The organism is Roseovarius sp. MBR-51 (assembly GCF_053628575.1).
The window spans coordinates 1-18,638 of record NZ_JBRJGQ010000015.1 but is presented as its reverse complement, the minus strand read 5'-3'; the positions used below and the strand labels follow the sequence as shown (position 1 = coordinate 18,638).

The following is an 18,638-nucleotide window of genomic DNA, read 5'->3' as shown; positions in this document are numbered from 1 at the left end:
CAGACTATTCGGTGATTTCGACGATCACCAACTCCCGCTCGGATGCTCCGCGCGCATGATCCAGCGCGGCTTGATATTCGGAGCTGTGATAGCACGTCTCCGCCGCCTCAACGCTCGGAAAACGTGCCACCACATTCCGCGGCCGTTCCTTACCTTCAAGTTGCACAAACCGGCCCCCTCGCGCGATGAATTCCCCGCCATGTTTGGCAATCGCCGGACCAGCAAGCGCCGCATAGCGGCCATAGGCTTCGGCATCGGTCACGGTCACATGGGCAATCCAGAGGGCTGGCATAGGGTGAAACTCCTGTGTCTAAAGTCAGATACCATCCACAAGGACGATATCGCGTTCGCTGCTGCTCATCGCAATTGGCAGTATCCGCCGGTAGGCGTCAGAACCATACCAGTCCAGTGCGGTCGCCCGATCGGGAAACTCGATGATCACATGCCGGTCCGGGCAAATCCCTTCCAGCACATCCTGAACCCCACCCTTGGCCAGAAACCGCCCGCCAAACTTTTCGGCTGTGGCCACGGTCTGACTGGCATAGGTCTGATAATCCTGCGGATTCGTCACCGTGATACGGGCAATGATATAGGCGCTCATTCAACCTCCCTAGGAGGTAAAGACCCCCTCTATGATCCCGGTGGCCGCCGCAATCGCGGCCTCGGCCCCCTCCATGCTCGTGCCGCCGCCCTGTGCCATGTCGGGTCGCCCACCGCCACCCTTGCCGCCCAGTTCGACCACCGCCGCGCGCACCATCTCGACCGCCGAGAGCCGACCGGTTAAATCGTCGGTCACACCCGCCGCAACTGCCACCTTGCCGCCGGTATCGGCAATAAGCAAGACTGCACCGGAGCCAAGCCGCGCCTTATGCTCGTCAATCAGGGGGGGCAAATCCTTGCCCTGCACGCCTACCACCACCTGAGCGATCAGCTTGACACCGCCTACGTCCCGCGCCTCGGCGACGCCGCCCTGTGCCGCACCTCCGGACATTGCCAATTCGCGGCGCAGCTGCGCCACCTCATTGGCCAGCGCCCGGCGCTCGTCCATCAGCGCCTTGACACGGTCCGCCACGTCCTCTGGCCGGGTTTTCAACTCTGAGGCCACCTGCCCCAGACGCGCTGCCTGACCACTCAAATAATCAAATGCCGCCGCTCCGGTCAGCGCCTCGATTCGCCGCACGCCAGCACTCGACGCCGCGTCTCCGAGCGCGACAAAGACGCCTATATCACCCGTGCGCCGCACATGCGTTCCGCCACAAAGCTCAATCGAATAGGTTCGCCCATCGGCGCCCTTGCCCGATCCCGCCTCAGCCCCCATCGACACGACGCGCACCTCATCGCCGTATTTCTCGCCAAAGAGCGCCTGCGCCCCGAGCGCCCGCGCATCATCTGGCGTCATGATCCGCGTCTCGACCGGTGCATTCTGGCGGATGAACTCATTCACTTCGCTTTCGACCTGCTGCAACTCGGAGGTACTCAACGCCTTGGCATGGCTGAAATCGAACCGCAGCCGATCCTCGGCATTCAGCGATCCGCGCTGCGCCACGTGATCCCCAAGCGCCTTGCGCAGCGCCTCATGCAGCAAATGCGTCGCCGAATGATTGGCCCGGATCGCGTTGCGTCGGCTGTGATCCACTTCCAGCTTGACACTCATCCCAACGCCCAGCCGTCCCTCGTCCGGCGCAAACAAGTGACCAAAGAGACCACCCGGAAACTTCTTTGTGTCGGAAATCGCTCCGCTCACCCCTTTTCCAACCAAACGCCCTTGGTCACCGACTTGCCCGCCGGATTCCGCGTAAAAGGGGGTCTGGTTAAAGATCACCCACCCTGTTCCACCCGGCTCAATCGCATCCGCCCGTTTCCCCTCGGAGACAATGGCAACCACCTGCGCCTCAGAGACCTCGGTATCGTAGCCCAGAAAATCCGTAGCGCTCACCTGCTCGGAAATATCAAACCATACGGCCTGATCCGCAGCCTCACCCGTGCCCGACCACGCCGCTCGTGCCTTGGCCTTCTGCTCGGCCATTGCCGCGTCGAACCCGGCAGTATCCACCTCGCGCCCTTTTTCGCGCAGTGCATCCTGCGTAAGATCAAGCGGAAACCCATACGTGTCATAGAGCTTGAACGCCGTCGCCCCCGGCAGGGCAGCGGAGTCATCCAGCGCCGTCAACTCGTCATCAAGCAGGCGCAAACCCCGTTCCAGCGTTTGTTTGAAGCGCGTCTCTTCCAACCGCAGCGTTTCTTCGATCATCGCCTGTGCGCGACCCAATTCTGGAAAGGCCTGTCCCATCTGCGCAACCAAGGCCGGCACAAGCCGGTACATCACCGGATCCTTGGCGCCTAGCATATGCGCATGCCGCATCGCGCGACGCATGATCCGGCGCAGCACATAACCGCGCCCCTCATTCGAGGGCATGACGCCATCCGCCATCAGGAATGAGGTCGAGCGCAGGTGATCCGCAATCACCCGGTGATGCACGCGGCCCGGTCCATCCGGATCTTGGCTCGTGGCATGCGCGCTGGCCTCGATCAGGCTGCGCATGAGGTCGGTGTCGTAATTGTCGTGCTTGCCCTGCAAGAGCGCCCCGATCCGCTCTAGCCCCATGCCCGTGTCGATCGACTGCATGTCGAGCGCGCGCATGGTGCCGTCCTCGAAACGCTCATTCTGCATGAAAACGAGGTTCCAGATTTCGATGAACCGGTCGCCATCCTCCTCCGCGCTCCCCGGAGGGCCGCCCCAGATGCTGTCCCCGTGATCATAGAAAATCTCGGTGCAAGGGCCGCAGGGACCGGTCGGTCCCATCGACCAGAAATTGTCATCCGTCTTGATCCGGATGATCCGATCGTCGCTGAGGCCCGCGTATTTTTTCCAGATGTTCGCCGCCTCGTCATCCGTATGATAAACCGTGACCAGAAGCTTTGATTTGTCGATCCCGAAGTCTTTGGTCAGCAGGTCCCACGCATAGGGGATCGCCTGCTCCTTGAAATAATCGCCAAAACTGAAATTGCCCAACATCTCGAAAAACGTGTGATGCCGCGCCGTATAGCCCACATTGTCCAAATCATTGTGCTTGCCGCCCGCGCGCACGCATTTCTGGCTGGTCGTGGCCCGCACATACTCGCGATGCTCCACCCCTGTGAAACAGTTCTTGAACTGGACCATACCGGAATTGGTGAACATCAGCGTCGGATCGTTGCGCGGCACCAAGGGCGAACTCTCAACAACGCGGTGGTCGTTGCGTTCGAAAAAACTCAGAAAGGTCGAACGGATTTCATTCAGCGTGGGCATGGGTATCTCTTTCCGGGGCGAGTGTGTGGCCTGCGTCTTGCTGATTTAACGGGGCCGCCGGACCATGTCCACCGCAAGAAAAAGGCCCAAGCATCGCCTGGGCCCCGTGGTGCTCTTGGCAGAGGCGATCAGGCCTCCATGATATCACCGTCATCCGTCCCTTCGGACATGTGAAAGTCCAATCCATGCGATGCACGGATCTTGTCTTCGATCTCAAGAGCGGTGGCGGGATTGTCGCGAAGATAGGTCTTGGCATTCTCCCGCCCCTGCCCAATCCGCTCATCGCCATAGCTGTACCAACTGCCAGACTTCTCGACCACACCCGCCTTGACGCCCATGTCGACCAATTCACCCGTCTTGCTGATGCCTTCGCCATACATGATGTCGAATTCAACCTGCTTGAACGGAGGTGCAACCTTATTCTTGACGACCTTGACCCGGGTTGCATTGCCCACGATTTCATCTCGATCCTTGATCGCCCCGATACGCCGGATATCAAGCCGCACCGAACTGTAGAATTTCAGCGCATTTCCGCCCGTGGTGGTCTCGGGACTGCCGAACATCACGCCGATCTTCATGCGAATTTGATTGATAAAGATCACAGTACAGTTCGTCCGGCTGATGGATCCGGTCAATTTGCGCATCGCTTGGCTCATGAGACGCGCGTGTACGCCCACGCTGCTGTCGCCCATCTCGCCTTCCAGTTCGGATTTCGGAGTCAAAGCGGCAACCGAATCCACAACGATCATGCTGACCGCGCCCGAACGGACCAATGTATCGACAATCTCCAGCGCCTGTTCACCGGTATCTGGCTGCGAAATCAGCAATTCATCCAGATCAACTCCCAGCTTACGGGCATAGATCGGATCCAGTGCATGCTCTGCGTCCACAAAGGCGCAAACCCCGCCCTTCTTTTGCTCTTCCGCCACGCAATGCAGTGTTAGCGTGGTCTTGCCAGAGCTTTCAGGTCCGTAAACCTCGACAATCCGGCCCTTGGGAATGCCGCCGATCCCAAGAGCGATGTCCAGCCCCAGTGATCCGGTTGATGTCGACTCGATATCCTTGATGGGATTGTCGCCTCCCAACTTCATGATAGAGCCTTTGCCGAACTGCCGTTCGATCTGCGCCAACGCACTGTCCAGCGCCTTTTGCTTGTCCGCGTTCCGCTTGTTATCCATGGAGAGAAGATCTGCCGTTGCCATTTGTTCGGTCCCTTATTCCACACCCTGTCGGGGGCGGCAATGGTTGCCTGTGTTCGCCTCTTGTTCCAGCACCTTATGAGCACAAAAAGAGAACATTTCAAGAAAATTCTGATGACCCCACTTTCCCGCAGAACGATTAACAAGTAGTTTAAGCGGATCCAAATTGGCGAAACTGACCCCAAGAGGCGCATATGCTGGTGTTTTCCAAAGCAAGGCTGGTGCTCTTGTCGGTGCCCAAGACCGGAAGCACCGCCTATGAAGCGGCGCTCGCTCCTCTGGCCGCGATCGTCGTGTCGGCCCCGCCCGAACTCAAACACGCGCCCGTGTTTCGCTACAATCGATTCTTTCGCCCGTTGATCGACCGCTTTTTCGAAGGAAGCTTTGACGTCGCTGCGGTCATGCGCCAGCCGCTTGACTGGCTCGGAAGCTGGTATCGATATCGCCAACGGCCCGAAATGACAGGCCATCCCAACTGCACCCAAGGGCTCTCCTTTGACGATTTCGTTAGCGCTTATTGCTCCAGCGATCAGCCCGATTTCGCGCGCGTCGGCAGCCAGGCCAAGTTTCTTGAACCACAGCGCAACGGTGCTTGTGTCACACATCTGTTCCGCTACGAGGACCAATCGGGTCTGCGCCACTTTCTTGATACGCGACTAGGCACAAGCATTGCGCCCCAGACCCTCAATCTCTCTCCCAAAGTGCCGCTATCGCTCTCTCCTGACATTGAGGCACGGTTGCGCTGCAAATTTTCTGATGATTTCTCACTTTGGGATGGGATTGGCTCAGCCGGAGCCTATACGCCGATGCGTGCCAGATCAAAGCCGGATACGCCCGCCTGACGCCCGCTGCGCCACAGCTGCTTCGGTCGTCTGCGCCTGGTCCAACAAGAGCGAGACGCGCTCACTCACATCATTTGGCGCAGCACGATTTCCGTTAGCTCATTGAGAGAGAACGGTTTCGGCAGGAAGACGGAATTGGGAATGCGCGCCTGCGTGTCACCAAAGGTTTCCTCAGCATAGCCGGACATGAAGACAACGCGCGCCTCTGGCCGTGAGGTCAAAGCGCGGCGCACCCAGCCCGGTCCGTCAATCCCGGGCATGACCACGTCGGTGACAAACACATCCACATGAAGGGTCGCATCCTCGAGAATCTCGAGCGCATCTTCGGCGGATTCGGCCTCCATCACCGTGAAACCGCGCAATTGTAGCGCCCGGCTGGCAAAGGCGCGTACCGGGGCCTCGTCCTCAACCAACAGAACCACCCCGCTGCCTTGCGACTCGGACGCCAACGGCGGAGAGGCTTGCATCACAACCTTTTCCGCGCCCACATGCGCCGGAAAGAGCAGTTGAAAACAGGTGCCTTCCCCCTGCTTGCTGTCAACAAAGATAAACCCACCAGTTTGCTTCACGATGCCATAGGCCGTAGACAAACCGAGGCCCGTCCCCTCTCCGGTGCGCTTGGTTGTAAAAAAAGGTTCAAACACCTTTTGCAACTTGTCCGGGGCAATGCCGACCCCTGCATCACTGACCTGGACAGACACATAGCTTCCTGGCAACACCACCGCCCGGTCCCGCATCATCGGTTCCGTCAGCACCAGATTCCGAGTCACAATGCGAATTTCCCCCCCCATTGGCATCGCATCACGCGAATTGACCACCAAGTTCATCAGGACCTGCTCCAATTGCCGCTTGTCCGCGCGAATCGGCGACAAGGTCGGATCATGGCTGAGCGAGAGTGATACCTTTTCCCCCACCAATCGGTTGAGCAGATGCGTGAGATCCGACAGGGTATCGCGCAGGTCGATCACCTGCGGCCGCAGCGTCTGTTTGCGGGAATAGGCCAGCAATTGACTCACCAACGCCGCCGCGCGATTGGCATTCTGATTGACCTGCATGAGATCGCTGTAATCCGGATCACCCTGATCATGGCGCAGGAGCAACAGGTCACAATGCCCGGAAATAGCCGTCAAAAGATTGTTGAAATCATGCGCAATGCCGCCGGCGAGTTGCCCAATTGCCTGCATTTTCTGACTCTGTACAAACTGCGCCTCGAGCGATTTCAAGGCCGTCGCGTCAGTCAACACCGCAATCAGCACAACTGCACCGGCGTCCATCGCCCGGTTCAGCGTCACCTGCACGAACATCTCTCGGTCTTCGCGCCGAACCCTCAAAAACTCGGAATGAACAGAGCCGCGTCCCGTGGCCACATCACTCAGCCAATCCGTGATCGACCGGCCCAAGCCCTCCAACATATCGCCCAAGGCAAGCCCAGCAATACTCTCGACCCCCAATACCTCTCGGGCTGGTCGGTTGGACAACTGGATCGTGCCATCTGCAGCCAGTTTCAGAAGGGGCACCGGCAGGTCGTCAAAGAACGCCCAGCCATCCGGTGGCCGCTCTGGTCCCTGCACGCCGGGCAACAGGAACACCTCTCGCCGCCCGGCCATGCCTTCGCGTTCGACCACAAGACAGGGCATCGGCCCGTCCGGCGTCGCGATGTCATTGATCTGTCCGGACTTCAGAGGCAGGTTTACGCAAATCCGGCTGAGCGCGCGCGCCCGCTCACCTACCAGATCACGAGCGGCAGAGTTCATGTAAAGGACGGCATCGTTGCGCCCCACCGTCAGCATCGGCAAAGGATGCCCCTCGGCCTCTCGGTGTGCATGATCCGCCGATCTCTCGATCCGCCACAGGAAATGCGACTCGCCGCTGCGGTGCACACTGATCCGCACATGTCCCGCGCGCGTCACAAGATCCTCGACCGCCGCCCCCTTGGCCAAAGCGCGGGTTTCCATCCGAAATAGAATGGCTCCCGGATTTGCCAAAAACTGTCGCAAGGCGCTCGTCAGCGTCGTTGCCCGCTCCGCATCCAATGTCCGGCGCGCCGCGGCATTGACGTAAAGCACACGCCCCTCAACCTCTGCCAGAACCGAGGGCACCGGGTCTGCCTCCAGCATCAGCGCCGCTTGATCTGAGGTATCACGCCGATGCCCCTGCGCATAGCGGTTGATCATCACAACCCAAAGCGCCACGAGACCCAAGGTTGCGCCGACCAGCCACAAGAGCCATTGCGCCTGCCCCCGCGGGACAATGAGAGCAGTCGCCCCAAAAAGAACCGCCGCCAGCATCATGAAACCTGCACGCGGCCCAAGCCGCTGAGCGGCCTGATGAAAGGGACCACCCGAATAGGGGATGAACGCCACGTCGGTCCCTCACTTTACACTTCTTCCACCTCTTTATCGGGTGAAAGCCTTAAGTGAGACTTAACGACGGGGCGGAAATCACGTCAAGGTTGCTCAAATTTTAGCAATCACGCCGAAGTTGCGCGAGAAAGAATCCGTCCCCTTCGTCGGAAATCGGCCAGTGCTGCATCCCAACGAGAGACCAGTCAGGATGTTTACTTGAATAACTCTCAATAATAAATTGATTTTCTTCATTTAAGACCGAACACGTTGCATAGACCAACTGTCCTCCGACGGTCACAAGCGGCGCGGCATCCGTTAAAATCTGCGCCTGAATCTCGGTCAGTTCCGTCAGCCTGCCCGGCGTCAGCGCCCATTTTGCCTCGGGCGCGCGTCGCCACGTGCCGCTGCCAGAACAGGGCGCATCGCAGAGAACGAGGTCGAACCGTCCGTCGGGTCGATCAACGCACCGCACCTTGGCGCCGGCACGTGTTGCCCGCGCGGGCAGGTCGCGCATCCGCGAAGGGGCAGCGTCATGGGCGAAAAACTCAGCGTCGATGCGCGCCGCAAGGGCCAGAACCTTGCCTCCACCTCCGGCACAATAATCCAGCACACGCGCCCCTTCCGGCACCTCGACCGCTTCCATCGCCGCTTGGCTGCTGCCATCCTGAAGCTCAATCCAGCCCTCGGAATAGCAGTGTGATCCCGCTATTTTTCGCTCGCCTTCAATAACTTGCAGAGCACTCTTCGCAATCCCCACGGGTCGCGCGACAATGCCCTCATTCACCAGTCGCGCAATGATCTCATCCCGCGCGGCACGGCGCAAGTTCACGCGAAGCATGATCGGTGCGCGCGCGCGCAGCGCGCGCGCTGCGGCCTCCGCGTCCGCTCCGAGCGACGCCTGAAACCGCTCCCAGAGCCACTCTGGCAGATCCCGCATCGCCGCGGCATCCGGTTCACCCAAGACACGCTCCGCCTCTGTCAAAGGCTCCGGTGCATGCCCATCTCCAGTAAACAACTCATCAGGATCAATCCCTTGATCCCGTAGCGCCCCCAGCATCAAGGCACGCCCCGTCGCACCGCCACCGCGCGCGGCGCAGGACTGCCAGCAGCGCAGCACAGAAAACACATGGTCGCGCAACGCCGCCCGATCCTTGGACCCGGCATAGCGTGCGCCCCGCGCCCAGTTGGTCAGCGCCTTTTCCGCAGGCTCGCCCGCGCTGATACGGTCCAACACCTCGATCGCGGCCGAAACCCGCGCGCCGGGCGTCATCGCACCACCTCAAGAGCACCGCACAACAGCATGAAAACCCTAGCCAATCCGATAGTTCGGGCTCTCACGGGTGATCTGCACATCATGCACATGGCTTTCCTTGAGTCCCGCGCCGGTGATCCGCACGAATTGGCAATTGTGCCGCATCTCTTCGACCGTGGCACAGCCGGTATAGCCCATCGCGGCCCGCAGACCGCCCACAAGCTGATGGATCACGCTACCCGCAGCCCCTTTGTAGGGCACCTGTCCCTCAACGCCCTCGGGCACCAGCTTGTCGCTCGCCGCATCCTTCTGGAAATACCGATCCGCAGAGCCGCGCGCCATGGCGCCGAGGCTCCCCATGCCGCGATAGGCCTTAAATGTCCGCCCCTGATAGAGGATCACCTCACCGGGGCTTTCATCCGTGCCCGCCAACATGCTGCCGACCATCGCACAAGAGGCACCCGCCGCAATCGCCTTGGCGAAATCGCCCGAGAACTTGATCCCCCCATCGGCGATAACCGGCACATCGCCCGCCGCGCGCGCACTGTCCATTACGGCCGTCAGCTGTGGCACGCCAACGCCCGCCACCATCCGCGTGGTGCAGATGCTGCCGGGTCCAATCCCGACCTTGACCGCATCGGCCCCGGCCCCAATGAGGGCGCGCGTGGCCTCGGCAGTGGCGACATTGCCTGCCACCACCTGCACGGCATTGGACAGCGCCTTTATCCGCTCCACGGCGCGCGCCACGCCCTCGGAATGGCCATGCGCGGTGTCGATCACCACCATATCCACGCCGGCATCAATCAGCGCCTGCGACCGCTCGAACCCGGCATCGCCCACGGTCGACGCCGCCGCCACCCGCAGCCGACCCAGGTCATCCTTGCAGGCCGTCGGATTGAGCACCGCCTGTTCGGTGTCGCGCAGCGTCAAGAGGCCGGTCAGCTTGCCCGCCTTGTCCGTCACCAGCAATTTCTCGATCCGCCGCGCTTTCATCAGGCTCTTGGCCTCGTCCCGATCCGCAGGCTCTTGCAGGATCGCCAGATCGTTGCTCGTCATCATCACCCGCACCGGTGTGCGGTCATCCTCGGCAAAGCGCATGTCGCGATTTGTCACGATCCCCACCACGCGGCCGGTCTCATCCACCACCGGAAAGCCGGTGACATTGTAACGCTCTTGCAAGGCCTTGGCATCCGCCAGCGTCTGATCGGGTGTGAGCGTGATGGGATTATAGACGATCCCGCTTTCGAACCGCTTGACGCGGCGCACCTCGCGGGCCTGTTCCTCGATGGTCAGGTTGCGGTGGATCACCCCCATGCCGCCCGACTGCGCCATGGAAATGGCCATGCGCGCCTCGGTCACCGTGTCCATGGCAGAGCTCAGCAGCGGGATGTTCAGCAGGATAGATTGGGTCACCCGCGTGCGCGTATCCGCCGTGTTCGGCAAGACATTGGACGCCGCCGGTACCAGCAGAACATCATCAAAGGTGAGGGCCTCGCGAATCTCCATTTCACATCTCCATGGACAGCTCGTTTGGCGCTTCCCTATTGCATGGATGCCCCCGAGGTAAAAGGGCGATTCGACCTTTTATTCCAAAGGGTCGCGGCGGTGTCCCGGTTCGGGCACCGGGTCATGTCCACATTGCCCCCAGGGGTTGCAGCGCAGGATGCGCCATGCCGCCAGCGCCCCCCCGCGCAACGCGCCGTGCTTTTCCAGCGCCTCGAGCGCATAGTGACTGCATGTCGGATGATAGCGGCAATGCCAGCCCACCCAGGGGCTCAGGACCAGACGATAGGCGCGAATTGGCAACGCCAGCACATGCGCCAGCGGGCTCATCCCTGCCCCGCCAGCTTGCGCAGCGCATAGCAAAGATCACGTCTCAACGCCTCAAAGGGGCGCGCGACCGTCTCGTCTGCGCGTCCGATCAGCACATAATCCCAACCAGACTTGCCTTCTGCGGCCAGCAGCTCCCGCGCCACGGCCCGGAGCCGCCGTTTGGCACGGTTGCGCGCCACCGCATTGCCCACTTTCTTGGAACAGGTGAACCCCACCCGGATCGCCCCATCGCCATCCCGTCGGTCGCGCCCCTGCACCATCATCGACCCGGTGCCTTGACGCTGCGCCCGCGCCGCTGCCAGAAAATCAGACCGTTTGCGCAACACGCTCATCTTGGGCGAGGTCTTGATCCCCGGACATGACGAAACCGCCGGTGGCATCCTCCCTGCATCGCTGCGCGGGGCCTCCGGCGGTGTCATTTTCGTCACCTTGCCTCAGCGCTTACGCGCAGAGAGACTTGCGGCCACGTGCGCGACGCGCGTTCAGGATCTTGCGACCGGCCTTGGTGGCCATGCGCGCACGAAACCCGTGGCGATGCTTGCGAACGAGGTTCGAGGGTTGAAAGGTGCGTTTCATCGCTCCGTCTCCGACTTAATTGGCCGCGCATATCAGGAATCGCGCCGCATTTATGTGTATCCGAAGCCCGGTCTATAGAGGCCCCTATTTCACAAGTCAAACCCCAGCCCCGGCTTTTGCAACAAAAACCTGCACGCCTGCGCAGTCAATGTTACAAGTCGCTTGTATCACGGCTGTGACGCGACGCAAACCATCACCCTTGATCACCCCCGCGTGAGGCCACTGGCGCAAGCACCTCGGACAGGGCACCTAGAGCACAACCGTCCTGAAACAGAGCGAGACCATGGATCAGAGCACCCGTGAGACAAAATCGACGACACCTTCCTCCTGGACGCGCCACGTGCCTTTGGCGATCATTCTGATCGTGGCGGTGGTGGGCTTTGTCACCTTGCGCGATTACATCACCTTTGACACGCTGCGCGACAATCGCGAGGCGCTGATTGCCTATCGGGATGCCAATATTGCGCTGATGGCACTGGCCTTCATCGCGATCTATTTCGTCATCGTGGCCTTTTCCCTGCCCGGTGCGGCGGTGGCCTCGGTCACGGGCGGCTTTCTCTTCGGCCTCGTGCTGGGCACCGGCTTCAATGTCATCGCCGCCTCGCTGGGTGCGTGCGCCATCTTTCTCGCGGCGCGCGCCGGGCTGGGCAAGACCCTTGCCGCCAAGATCGAAACCTCCGACGGCACGCTCAAGCGCCTCAAGGAGGGGCTGCACGACAACGAAATCAGCGTCCTCTTTCTCATGCGCCTCGTGCCTGCGGTGCCGTTCTTCGTCGCCAATCTGCTGCCTGCGCTGGTTGGCGTCAAATTCGTCAACTTCGCCTTCACCACCGTGCTGGGCATCATTCCCGGCGCCATTGTGTTTACTTGGATCGGCGTGGGCTTGGGCGAAGTGTTCGACCGGGGCGAAACCCCCGATCTTTCCCTCTTGTGGGAACCCCAGATCATCGGGCCTATCCTTGGTCTATGCGCCCTTGCGGCCCTTCCAATGATCATCAAGGCCATTCGTGGCAAGAAGGAACTTTGAACATGACACGATTGAAAACCGATCTGCTGGTCATTGGGGCTGGCTCGGGCGGATTATCCCTCGCAGCGGGGGCCGTGCAGATGGGCGCCAGCGTCATCATGCTCGAAGGCCACAAGATGGGCGGAGACTGCCTCAACTTCGGCTGCGTGCCGTCCAAGGCGCTCATTGCCAGCGGCAAGGCCGCCTATGCCCAATCCCATGCCGTGCAATACGGCGTCGCGGATCAAACACCGCAAGTGGATTACGCCGCAGCCAAGGATCATGTGGCCGATGTGATCGCCCAGATCGAACCGGTCGACAGCCAAGAGCGCTTCGAAGGCTTGGGCGTGCGCGTCATCCGTGAGTATGGCGAATTCCTTTCCCCGACAGAGGTCAAGGCCGGCGAGCACATCATTACCGCCCGCCGCATCGTCATCGCCACCGGCTCGTCCCCCCTGGTCCCCCCTATTCCGGGGCTCGACTCCGTGCCCTTTGAGACCAACGAAACTCTTTTTGATCTCCGAGAAAAGCCGGGGCATCTTCTGATCATCGGCGGTGGTCCCATCGGCATGGAAATGGCACAGGCCCATCGTCGCTTGGGCTGCAGCGTGACGGTGATCGAAGGGGCTAAGGTGCTGGGCAATGACGATCCCGAAATGGCCGCCGTGGTGATCGACCAATTCCGGGCCGAAGGCATCGACATTGCCGAAGACGCGCTTGCTGCCGAAATTCGTGGCACTGCCGGGGCGATCGAGATCGAGACCAAGGACGGGCGCATTTTCAAAGGCACCCATTTGCTCATGGCTGTCGGTCGCAAGGCCAATACCCAACGCCTCAATCTTGAGGTTGCGGGGATAGAGACCACCAAACGCGGCATCAAGGTGGACGCATCACTGCGCACCACAAACAAACGCGTTTATGCCATAGGCGACGTCGCAGGCGGGCTGCAATTCACCCATGTGGCAGGCTATCACGCGGGCCTCATCATCCGTCAGGCGCTCTTGGGCCTGCCCGCGAAAAATCGCACCGACCATATCCCATGGGCCACCTATACCGATCCTGAACTGGCGCAGGTCGGTCAGACCGAGGCACAGGCGCGCAAGGAACACGGTGGCAATCTCGAGGTCGTCCGCTTCCATTATACCCACAACGACCGCGCCATCGCCGAACGCAAGACCGCCGGTCTGATCAAGGTCATGGTCGTGCGCGGGCGTCCCGTCGGTGTGTCCATCGCAGGCGCGCAGGCGGGCGAGTTGATCAACCTCTGGGCGCTGGTGCTCGCGAACAAGCTCAAGATGAAACATGTGGCCAATATGGTCGCCCCCTACCCGACGATAGGCGAGATCAACAAACGCGCCGCCGGGGCCTATTTTTCACCACGCCTATTTGACAGCGCAGGCGTGAAACGTATCGTCGGCTTCGTGCAACGCTGGCTGCCCTGATCGCAGCCATCCTCGGGAGGGGACATTTTGCTCAACTCACTTTCAGGACGCTTTCTGATCCTGACGGCCATCTTTGTGATGCTGGCCGAGGTGCTGATCTTTGTGCCCTCCATCGCACGCTTTCGCGAAGATTATCTGATGACCCGACTGGAGCGGGCACAGATCGCCTCGCTCGTCCTGCTCGCCTCCGAAGAGGTGACACCCGAATTGCAAGAAGAACTCCTGCGCAACGCCGAGGTGTTCAACGTTGTTCTGCGTCGCGACGATGCCCGGCAACTCATGCTCTCGTCGCCCGTCCCGCAACCGATCACAAAGACCTTCGACCTGCGCAATGCCCCCGCCTTTACCCTGATCCGTGACGCCATGTTGCGCCTCGCCACCCCCGAACCACAAGTGATCCGCATCATAGGCCAGCCCGTGCGCATGGGCGGGCTGCTGATCGAAATCACGCTCGACACCACCGGCCTGCGCGCCGCGATGATCGACTATGGTCTGCGCATCCTCTGGCTCTCGCTGGTCATTTCCATCTTCACCGCCGTCCTGCTCTTTCTGGCGGTGCGCGTCACTCTGGTCAAACCGATCAAACGCGTGGTCAGCACGATGCAGGCCTATGCCGCCTCCCCAGAAGATGCCAGGCTCGTGATCCGCCCCAGGTCGAGCGTCATAGAACTGCGTGAGGCTGAGGAAACGCTGCAATCGCTGCAAACCCAGCTCACCAGCGCGCTCAAACAAAAGGAGCACCTCGCCCAACTTGGCGGTGCCGTCGCCAAGGTCAATCACGACCTGCGCAATATCCTCACCTCCGCCCAGCTTTTTACCGATCGGATCGAGACCAGCGAAGATCCGACCGTCAAGCGCCTCGCCCCCAAACTGTTGAACTCCCTGACCCGCGCCGTGCATCTCTGCGAAGCGACCCTCGCCTATGGCAAGGCCGAAGAGCCCGGACCGACCTTGGCTCGCCTGCATCTGGCGGATGTCGTGGCCGATGTGATCGACAGCGAACGCTTGGCCGCAGGCGAGGCCAATGTCAGCTTTGCCGAGGACGTTCCCAACACCTTGATCTTGCTGGCCGATGCCGAACAACTCTACCGGATCATCGGCAATCTGGTGCGCAATGCCCGTCAGGCCATCGTGAACAGCGGTCGCCCCGGCGAAATCAGCGTCATGGCCGATGAGGATGCAGGCGAATGGTATATCCGCGTCGCCGATACCGGCCCCGGCCTGCCCGCGCGCGCGCGCGAGCATCTCTTCAAACCGTTTCAGGGCGGCACCACTAAGGGCGGCAGTGGCCTTGGTCTGACCATCGCCGCAGAGCTGGTGCGCGGTCATGGCGGCACCCTCACGCTCGAACGCAGCGATCAGACCGGCACCGCCTTTTGCATCACCTTTCCCAAGGGAAATTTCGACCTCTCCGCCTGATTTCTGCCAAAACGCCCTTGCAATGCTCTGCGCCAGAGTCTAATTGCTGCCTCCACGGACCGATAGCTCAGCTGGATAGAGTACTTGACTACGAATCAAGGGGTCGGGGGTTCGAATCCTCCTCGGTCCGCCATTTACCCCCTTGATCCTGCTGACATTCCCCAACATCACTGATCTGCTGCGCGGCGTCCGCGAAGGGGTGACTCTGCCCGCGCAAACGCCCGGTTTCTGGCAGCCTTGAGCGTGTTGCGCCCCATCGAAACCACACCCGTCCCGGGCTTGACCCGGGACCTCGCCGAGGCAGCGTGGACACCCAAGCTAGGGTGAAGCCGATCAGACGCAACGCCCCATCAAACGAAACAATCCCGGCACTACACCGGGATTGTCCACGTTTTCACAGCAATCACGCCCGCCGTTCAGCGCACCAGCAACTGTGCCTCATGCCGCTTGAGCGAGCGCCGCGCTGCCTGATAGGCGTCAATCCCCTCAATCGCACGCAGCTCCGGGAAGAGATCAAAGATCTCGTTCCGCTGTGCAGCCCCCATCCCGTCCAACACTTGCTCACCGGGCTGGAAACTCTCGGTCCAGGTGCCGTTGGACAGAACCACCTCATGCTGATCGCACATGAAGTGGATATAGGTGGCCGCCCGCGTCTCGACCTGTTCGACACCCTCAATTCCCATCAGATGCTTGGCCGCCGCCAAAACCTCACGCTCTTCGAAATAAAGCGCGGCCCGGTCTGAATTGAGCAAAATCCGGTGCTGCGGGCTGAGCAGCATATCCCGCTCGGGCAGACCATGCCCAAGAGAACCAGCACGGATCAGGATCGGGCGCAGATGCGGCGAGCGCATCAAGTCATCCCCGCTGAGAACACGTTGACCGATCCAGCGGATCTCCTGCAAGCCGTTGTCGCGGGTGATCACCTTGTCGCCGACCTTCAACTCTTCCACCAGCTTTTCGCCACGCGGCGTGGCAATCGCCGTGCCGGGGGTAAAGCAAGGAATGAGGTTCTCGATCTCGGTGAATTGCAGCGACCCTGTGACCGCGCCGTCATTGCCAAGGAAATTGACAGTCCCCGAGGTCGAATCACCATCCGGATCAACAGTTTGCCCAACAATGTCGAAGCGCCCAAGACCGCGCAGGTCGAGCGTATCGAAATCGTCATTGACCCCGTCATCCGTGCTGTCACCGGTGCCGCCGTCAATCACATCGCCCGCACCAGCCGCGAGGAATACATCGCGATCATCACCACCGCTCAGACTATCGGCGCCATCGCCACCGCTTAGCGTGTCGTTGCCGGTGCCTCCCGTGACCGTGTCGTCGCCCTGACCACCGGTCAGGACATCCGCCCCAGCCCCGCCATCAATCGAGTCATTGTCGATGCCGCCGTCGATCACATCATCTCCGGCCCCACCAAAGATCGTGTCGTCATCATCCTGACCAAAGATCGTGTCATTTCCGTCGCCACCGTCAATCAAGTCCCGACCATTGTCAGGCTCGGGATCGGTCGCGTCGGGAATGTTCAACTCATCGGGAAATCTCGGATCAAGACCGCCATAGATCACATCATCACCGGCGCCGCCATTGATCGTATCCGATCCCTCGCCCCCGATGAGGGTGTCATTCCCCTCGTCACCATCAATCAGGTCAGCATCAATACCACCGTCGATGATATCCGCACCCGTGCCGCCTGTGATCGTATCGGCATCGTCGCCGGTCAGGATCACGTCATCGCCATCTCCACCGGATACGAAATCCCGGTCGTTTTCAGGATCAGGATCAGCCGGAACAATTGTGCCAAAGCCCAGATCGGGAAGCGGACCTGTCGATACCGGAGACCCGGAGTCGATCGTGTCATTTCCCGCGCCGCCAAGGATGCTGTCCGCCCCATCGCCACCAATCAGGGAGTCGTCTCCGATCTCACCGAGGAGCGTATCATCACCGTCGCCCCCGATCAGCGTGTCATCGCCCGGAAGCCCGGTGTCGATCACGCTGCCCGGCAAGCCGAAATAAACATCCGTCACGTTAATGCCGTCCGAAGTTCCGGCCTCATCGGAATACCGAATGACAAGCTGTGACACGGGGCCCGCGATTTCAACCAACAAACCATGCGTCGGATTATCGTCTGAACCGGACCCGGCACCGAGCGCCTCTTCCGGACTCAGGACGGTCACAGCTGATCCCGCCGTGAATGTCACCGGGATGAGATTGTCATCGGCATCGAGGGCAAAGATCTGGACATGCTCAGTGCCATCCAGATCGTTGATCTTGAACGACACATTCTCCACCTCTGACGAGAACTGAAGTTTGAGATCGGTTTTTCCCGCCGCAGTGAGGTCCGCCGAGAGCGAACTGTTGGCATCCGCTGATGCGCCACCCGTCACGACGCCCGAAACGTCCTGCGTGTTCGCCCCAAAGGTCGTATCATTTGTCACCGAGGTCTTGAGCACCGAGAACGTGACATCAACAGAGCCGGTATTCTGCGTGAACCCTGTGATCGGATCGCCCGCATCAATCGGGTCTGCATCGTTGGGATCGGGTGCCTCGCTCCACTGAAACACCTCCCGTCCGCCCGCTGCAGGATCGGGCGTGTCGCCGACGAGCAGGTCATTTCCCGCACCGCCCTCGACAGAATCGCTGCCGGATCCGGCAAAAACCCGATCATCACCATCGCCGGACAGGATCGTATCATCCCCACCCAGGCCATCGACCACATCATCGTTGGAACCATCCGGTGCATCATTCGCGTCAATACGATCCCCCTCGGGATCAGCCGCGTAAGCTATATCAATGCGGTTTTCGGTGTTATCACCGTCAATTCTATTAATTGCCATGTTCCATCTCCCGTGCTTCAAAAGCACATGCTTGCGACCCTGTTCAAAAACGCCTGCGCCATTCCTGACGATGCAAGACAGGAGCGGCCAGCACAGAACCAAAGGGGAAGCAATACCAACATGGCACTACACTTAGGGGCAAGACAGCCCAAAACTTCCAAATATCGCGTTTAGGCAGATCCGTAGGCAGCGCGAGCGCAGTACGGATAAACGCGATGGTTTTGTGCGGCCGCCCCCGCGACCTACAGACATAACCCCCCAGTTGGGCTGACTAGACATTATCCATTTGAATAGGCTGGCCCAAGGGAAATCTGGCGCAAAAGCGCCAAAATTACGTCACGCTTGTTAACGCGTGCCTTGTTTTTGCCACACAGCACTCACCCTATGGTAATATACTGTTTCCCAAGCCGATTAGGCTGATTTCTAAAAATATGAGAAAACCCGAACAACCACCATCGCACCCGCCACACACCACACGCATAGCGTGTAATTGTTTCAAATTCTGCGACATGTGAGTCCCCCTTCCCGCCCCTCACCGCACCTGTGGCAAAATGATGGCACCCCGACGGAAACCGCAACAATAGGGCTTCGAACCGACCTC

At 60.3% G+C, this 18,638-nt stretch carries 15 protein-coding genes and 1 tRNA gene; 5 read left to right on the top strand and 11 right to left on the bottom strand.

Features of this window, described 5'->3' with window-relative positions; genetic code table 11:
• Nucleotides 1-4: 4 nt before the first annotated feature.
• The 4 genes from ACSSVY_RS18235 to recA all read right to left on the bottom strand — a co-directional run bounded on the left by ACSSVY_RS18235 (nucleotide 5) and on the right by recA (nucleotide 4,491).
• Nucleotides 5-292, bottom strand: a complete 288-nt coding sequence (locus ACSSVY_RS18235; RefSeq protein WP_454271122.1) for a DUF1330 domain-containing protein — start codon at nucleotides 290-292, stop codon at nucleotides 5-7.
• A 24-nt stretch (nucleotides 293-316) separates the two neighbouring features.
• Nucleotides 317-601, bottom strand: coding sequence for a DUF1330 domain-containing protein (locus tag ACSSVY_RS18230; RefSeq protein WP_009818985.1), 285 nt, complete (start codon nucleotides 599-601; stop codon nucleotides 317-319).
• 9 nt (nucleotides 602-610) lie between these two features.
• On the bottom strand, nucleotides 611-3,289 hold the full coding sequence (alaS, locus tag ACSSVY_RS18225) for an alanine--tRNA ligase (RefSeq protein ID WP_454271121.1): 2,679 nt from the start codon (nucleotides 3,287-3,289) through the stop codon (nucleotides 611-613).
• 128 nt (nucleotides 3,290-3,417) lie between these two features.
• Nucleotides 3,418-4,491 (bottom strand): recombinase RecA, encoded by a 1,074-nt coding sequence (recA, locus tag ACSSVY_RS18220; RefSeq protein ID WP_454271119.1) that lies wholly within the window; start codon nucleotides 4,489-4,491, stop codon nucleotides 3,418-3,420.
• Nucleotides 4,492-4,682: 191 nt separating this feature from the next.
• Between recA and ACSSVY_RS18215 the strand changes: the two genes are divergently transcribed.
• Entirely contained in the window at nucleotides 4,683-5,330 is a 648-nt protein-coding gene (locus ACSSVY_RS18215; protein WP_454271117.1) for a gamma-glutamyl kinase, read from the top strand.
• 65 nt (nucleotides 5,331-5,395) lie between these two features.
• Here ACSSVY_RS18215 and ACSSVY_RS18210 read toward each other — a convergent pair whose 3' ends face one another.
• The 6 genes from ACSSVY_RS18210 to rpmH form a co-directional block, all read right to left on the bottom strand.
• Nucleotides 5,396-7,693, bottom strand: coding sequence for an ATP-binding protein (locus tag ACSSVY_RS18210; protein WP_454271115.1), 2,298 nt, complete (start codon nucleotides 7,691-7,693; stop codon nucleotides 5,396-5,398).
• Between the two features lie 100 nt (nucleotides 7,694-7,793).
• Nucleotides 7,794-8,945, bottom strand: a complete 1,152-nt coding sequence (locus ACSSVY_RS18205; protein ID WP_454271113.1) for an RsmB/NOP family class I SAM-dependent RNA methyltransferase — start codon at nucleotides 8,943-8,945, stop codon at nucleotides 7,794-7,796.
• Nucleotides 8,946-8,984: 39 nt separating this feature from the next.
• Nucleotides 8,985-10,433, bottom strand: coding sequence for an IMP dehydrogenase (guaB, locus tag ACSSVY_RS18200; RefSeq protein ID WP_454271111.1), 1,449 nt, complete (start codon nucleotides 10,431-10,433; stop codon nucleotides 8,985-8,987).
• A gap of 78 nt (nucleotides 10,434-10,511) precedes the next feature.
• Entirely contained in the window at nucleotides 10,512-10,760 is a 249-nt protein-coding gene (gene yidD / locus ACSSVY_RS18195; RefSeq protein WP_454271109.1) for a membrane protein insertion efficiency factor YidD, read from the bottom strand.
• Complete coding sequence (gene rnpA, locus ACSSVY_RS18190; RefSeq protein WP_454271107.1) at nucleotides 10,757-11,179, bottom strand: ribonuclease P protein component; 423 nt, start codon at nucleotides 11,177-11,179, stop codon at nucleotides 10,757-10,759. The genes yidD and rnpA overlap by 4 nt, the downstream gene beginning before the upstream one ends.
• 22 nt (nucleotides 11,180-11,201) lie before the next feature.
• Complete coding sequence (gene rpmH / locus ACSSVY_RS18185; protein WP_008281032.1) at nucleotides 11,202-11,336, bottom strand: 50S ribosomal protein L34; 135 nt, start codon at nucleotides 11,334-11,336, stop codon at nucleotides 11,202-11,204.
• Between the two features lie 283 nt (nucleotides 11,337-11,619).
• Here rpmH and ACSSVY_RS18180 point away from each other — a divergent pair, with 283 nt between their 5' ends.
• From ACSSVY_RS18180 to ACSSVY_RS18165, 4 genes are all read left to right on the top strand, one after another.
• Complete coding sequence (locus ACSSVY_RS18180) at nucleotides 11,620-12,363, top strand: TVP38/TMEM64 family protein (protein ID WP_454271104.1); 744 nt, start codon at nucleotides 11,620-11,622, stop codon at nucleotides 12,361-12,363.
• 2 nt (nucleotides 12,364-12,365) lie between these two features.
• Nucleotides 12,366-13,784, top strand: coding sequence for a dihydrolipoyl dehydrogenase family protein (locus ACSSVY_RS18175; RefSeq protein WP_454271102.1), 1,419 nt, complete (start codon nucleotides 12,366-12,368; stop codon nucleotides 13,782-13,784).
• A gap of 27 nt (nucleotides 13,785-13,811) precedes the next feature.
• Entirely contained in the window at nucleotides 13,812-15,203 is a 1,392-nt protein-coding gene (locus ACSSVY_RS18170) for a sensor histidine kinase (protein ID WP_454271100.1), read from the top strand.
• A 56-nt stretch (nucleotides 15,204-15,259) separates the two neighbouring features.
• Nucleotides 15,260-15,336 (top strand) — tRNA-Arg (locus tag ACSSVY_RS18165).
• A 283-nt stretch (nucleotides 15,337-15,619) separates the two neighbouring features.
• On the opposite strand, the gene ACSSVY_RS18160 is transcribed toward ACSSVY_RS18165, so the two are convergent.
• The gene (locus ACSSVY_RS18160) at nucleotides 15,620-18,037 is read right to left on the bottom strand and encodes a Hint domain-containing protein (RefSeq protein ID WP_454271098.1); all 2,418 of its coding nucleotides are present in this window, start codon (nucleotides 18,035-18,037) and stop codon (nucleotides 15,620-15,622) included.
• Between the last annotated feature and the right edge of the window lie 601 nt (nucleotides 18,038-18,638).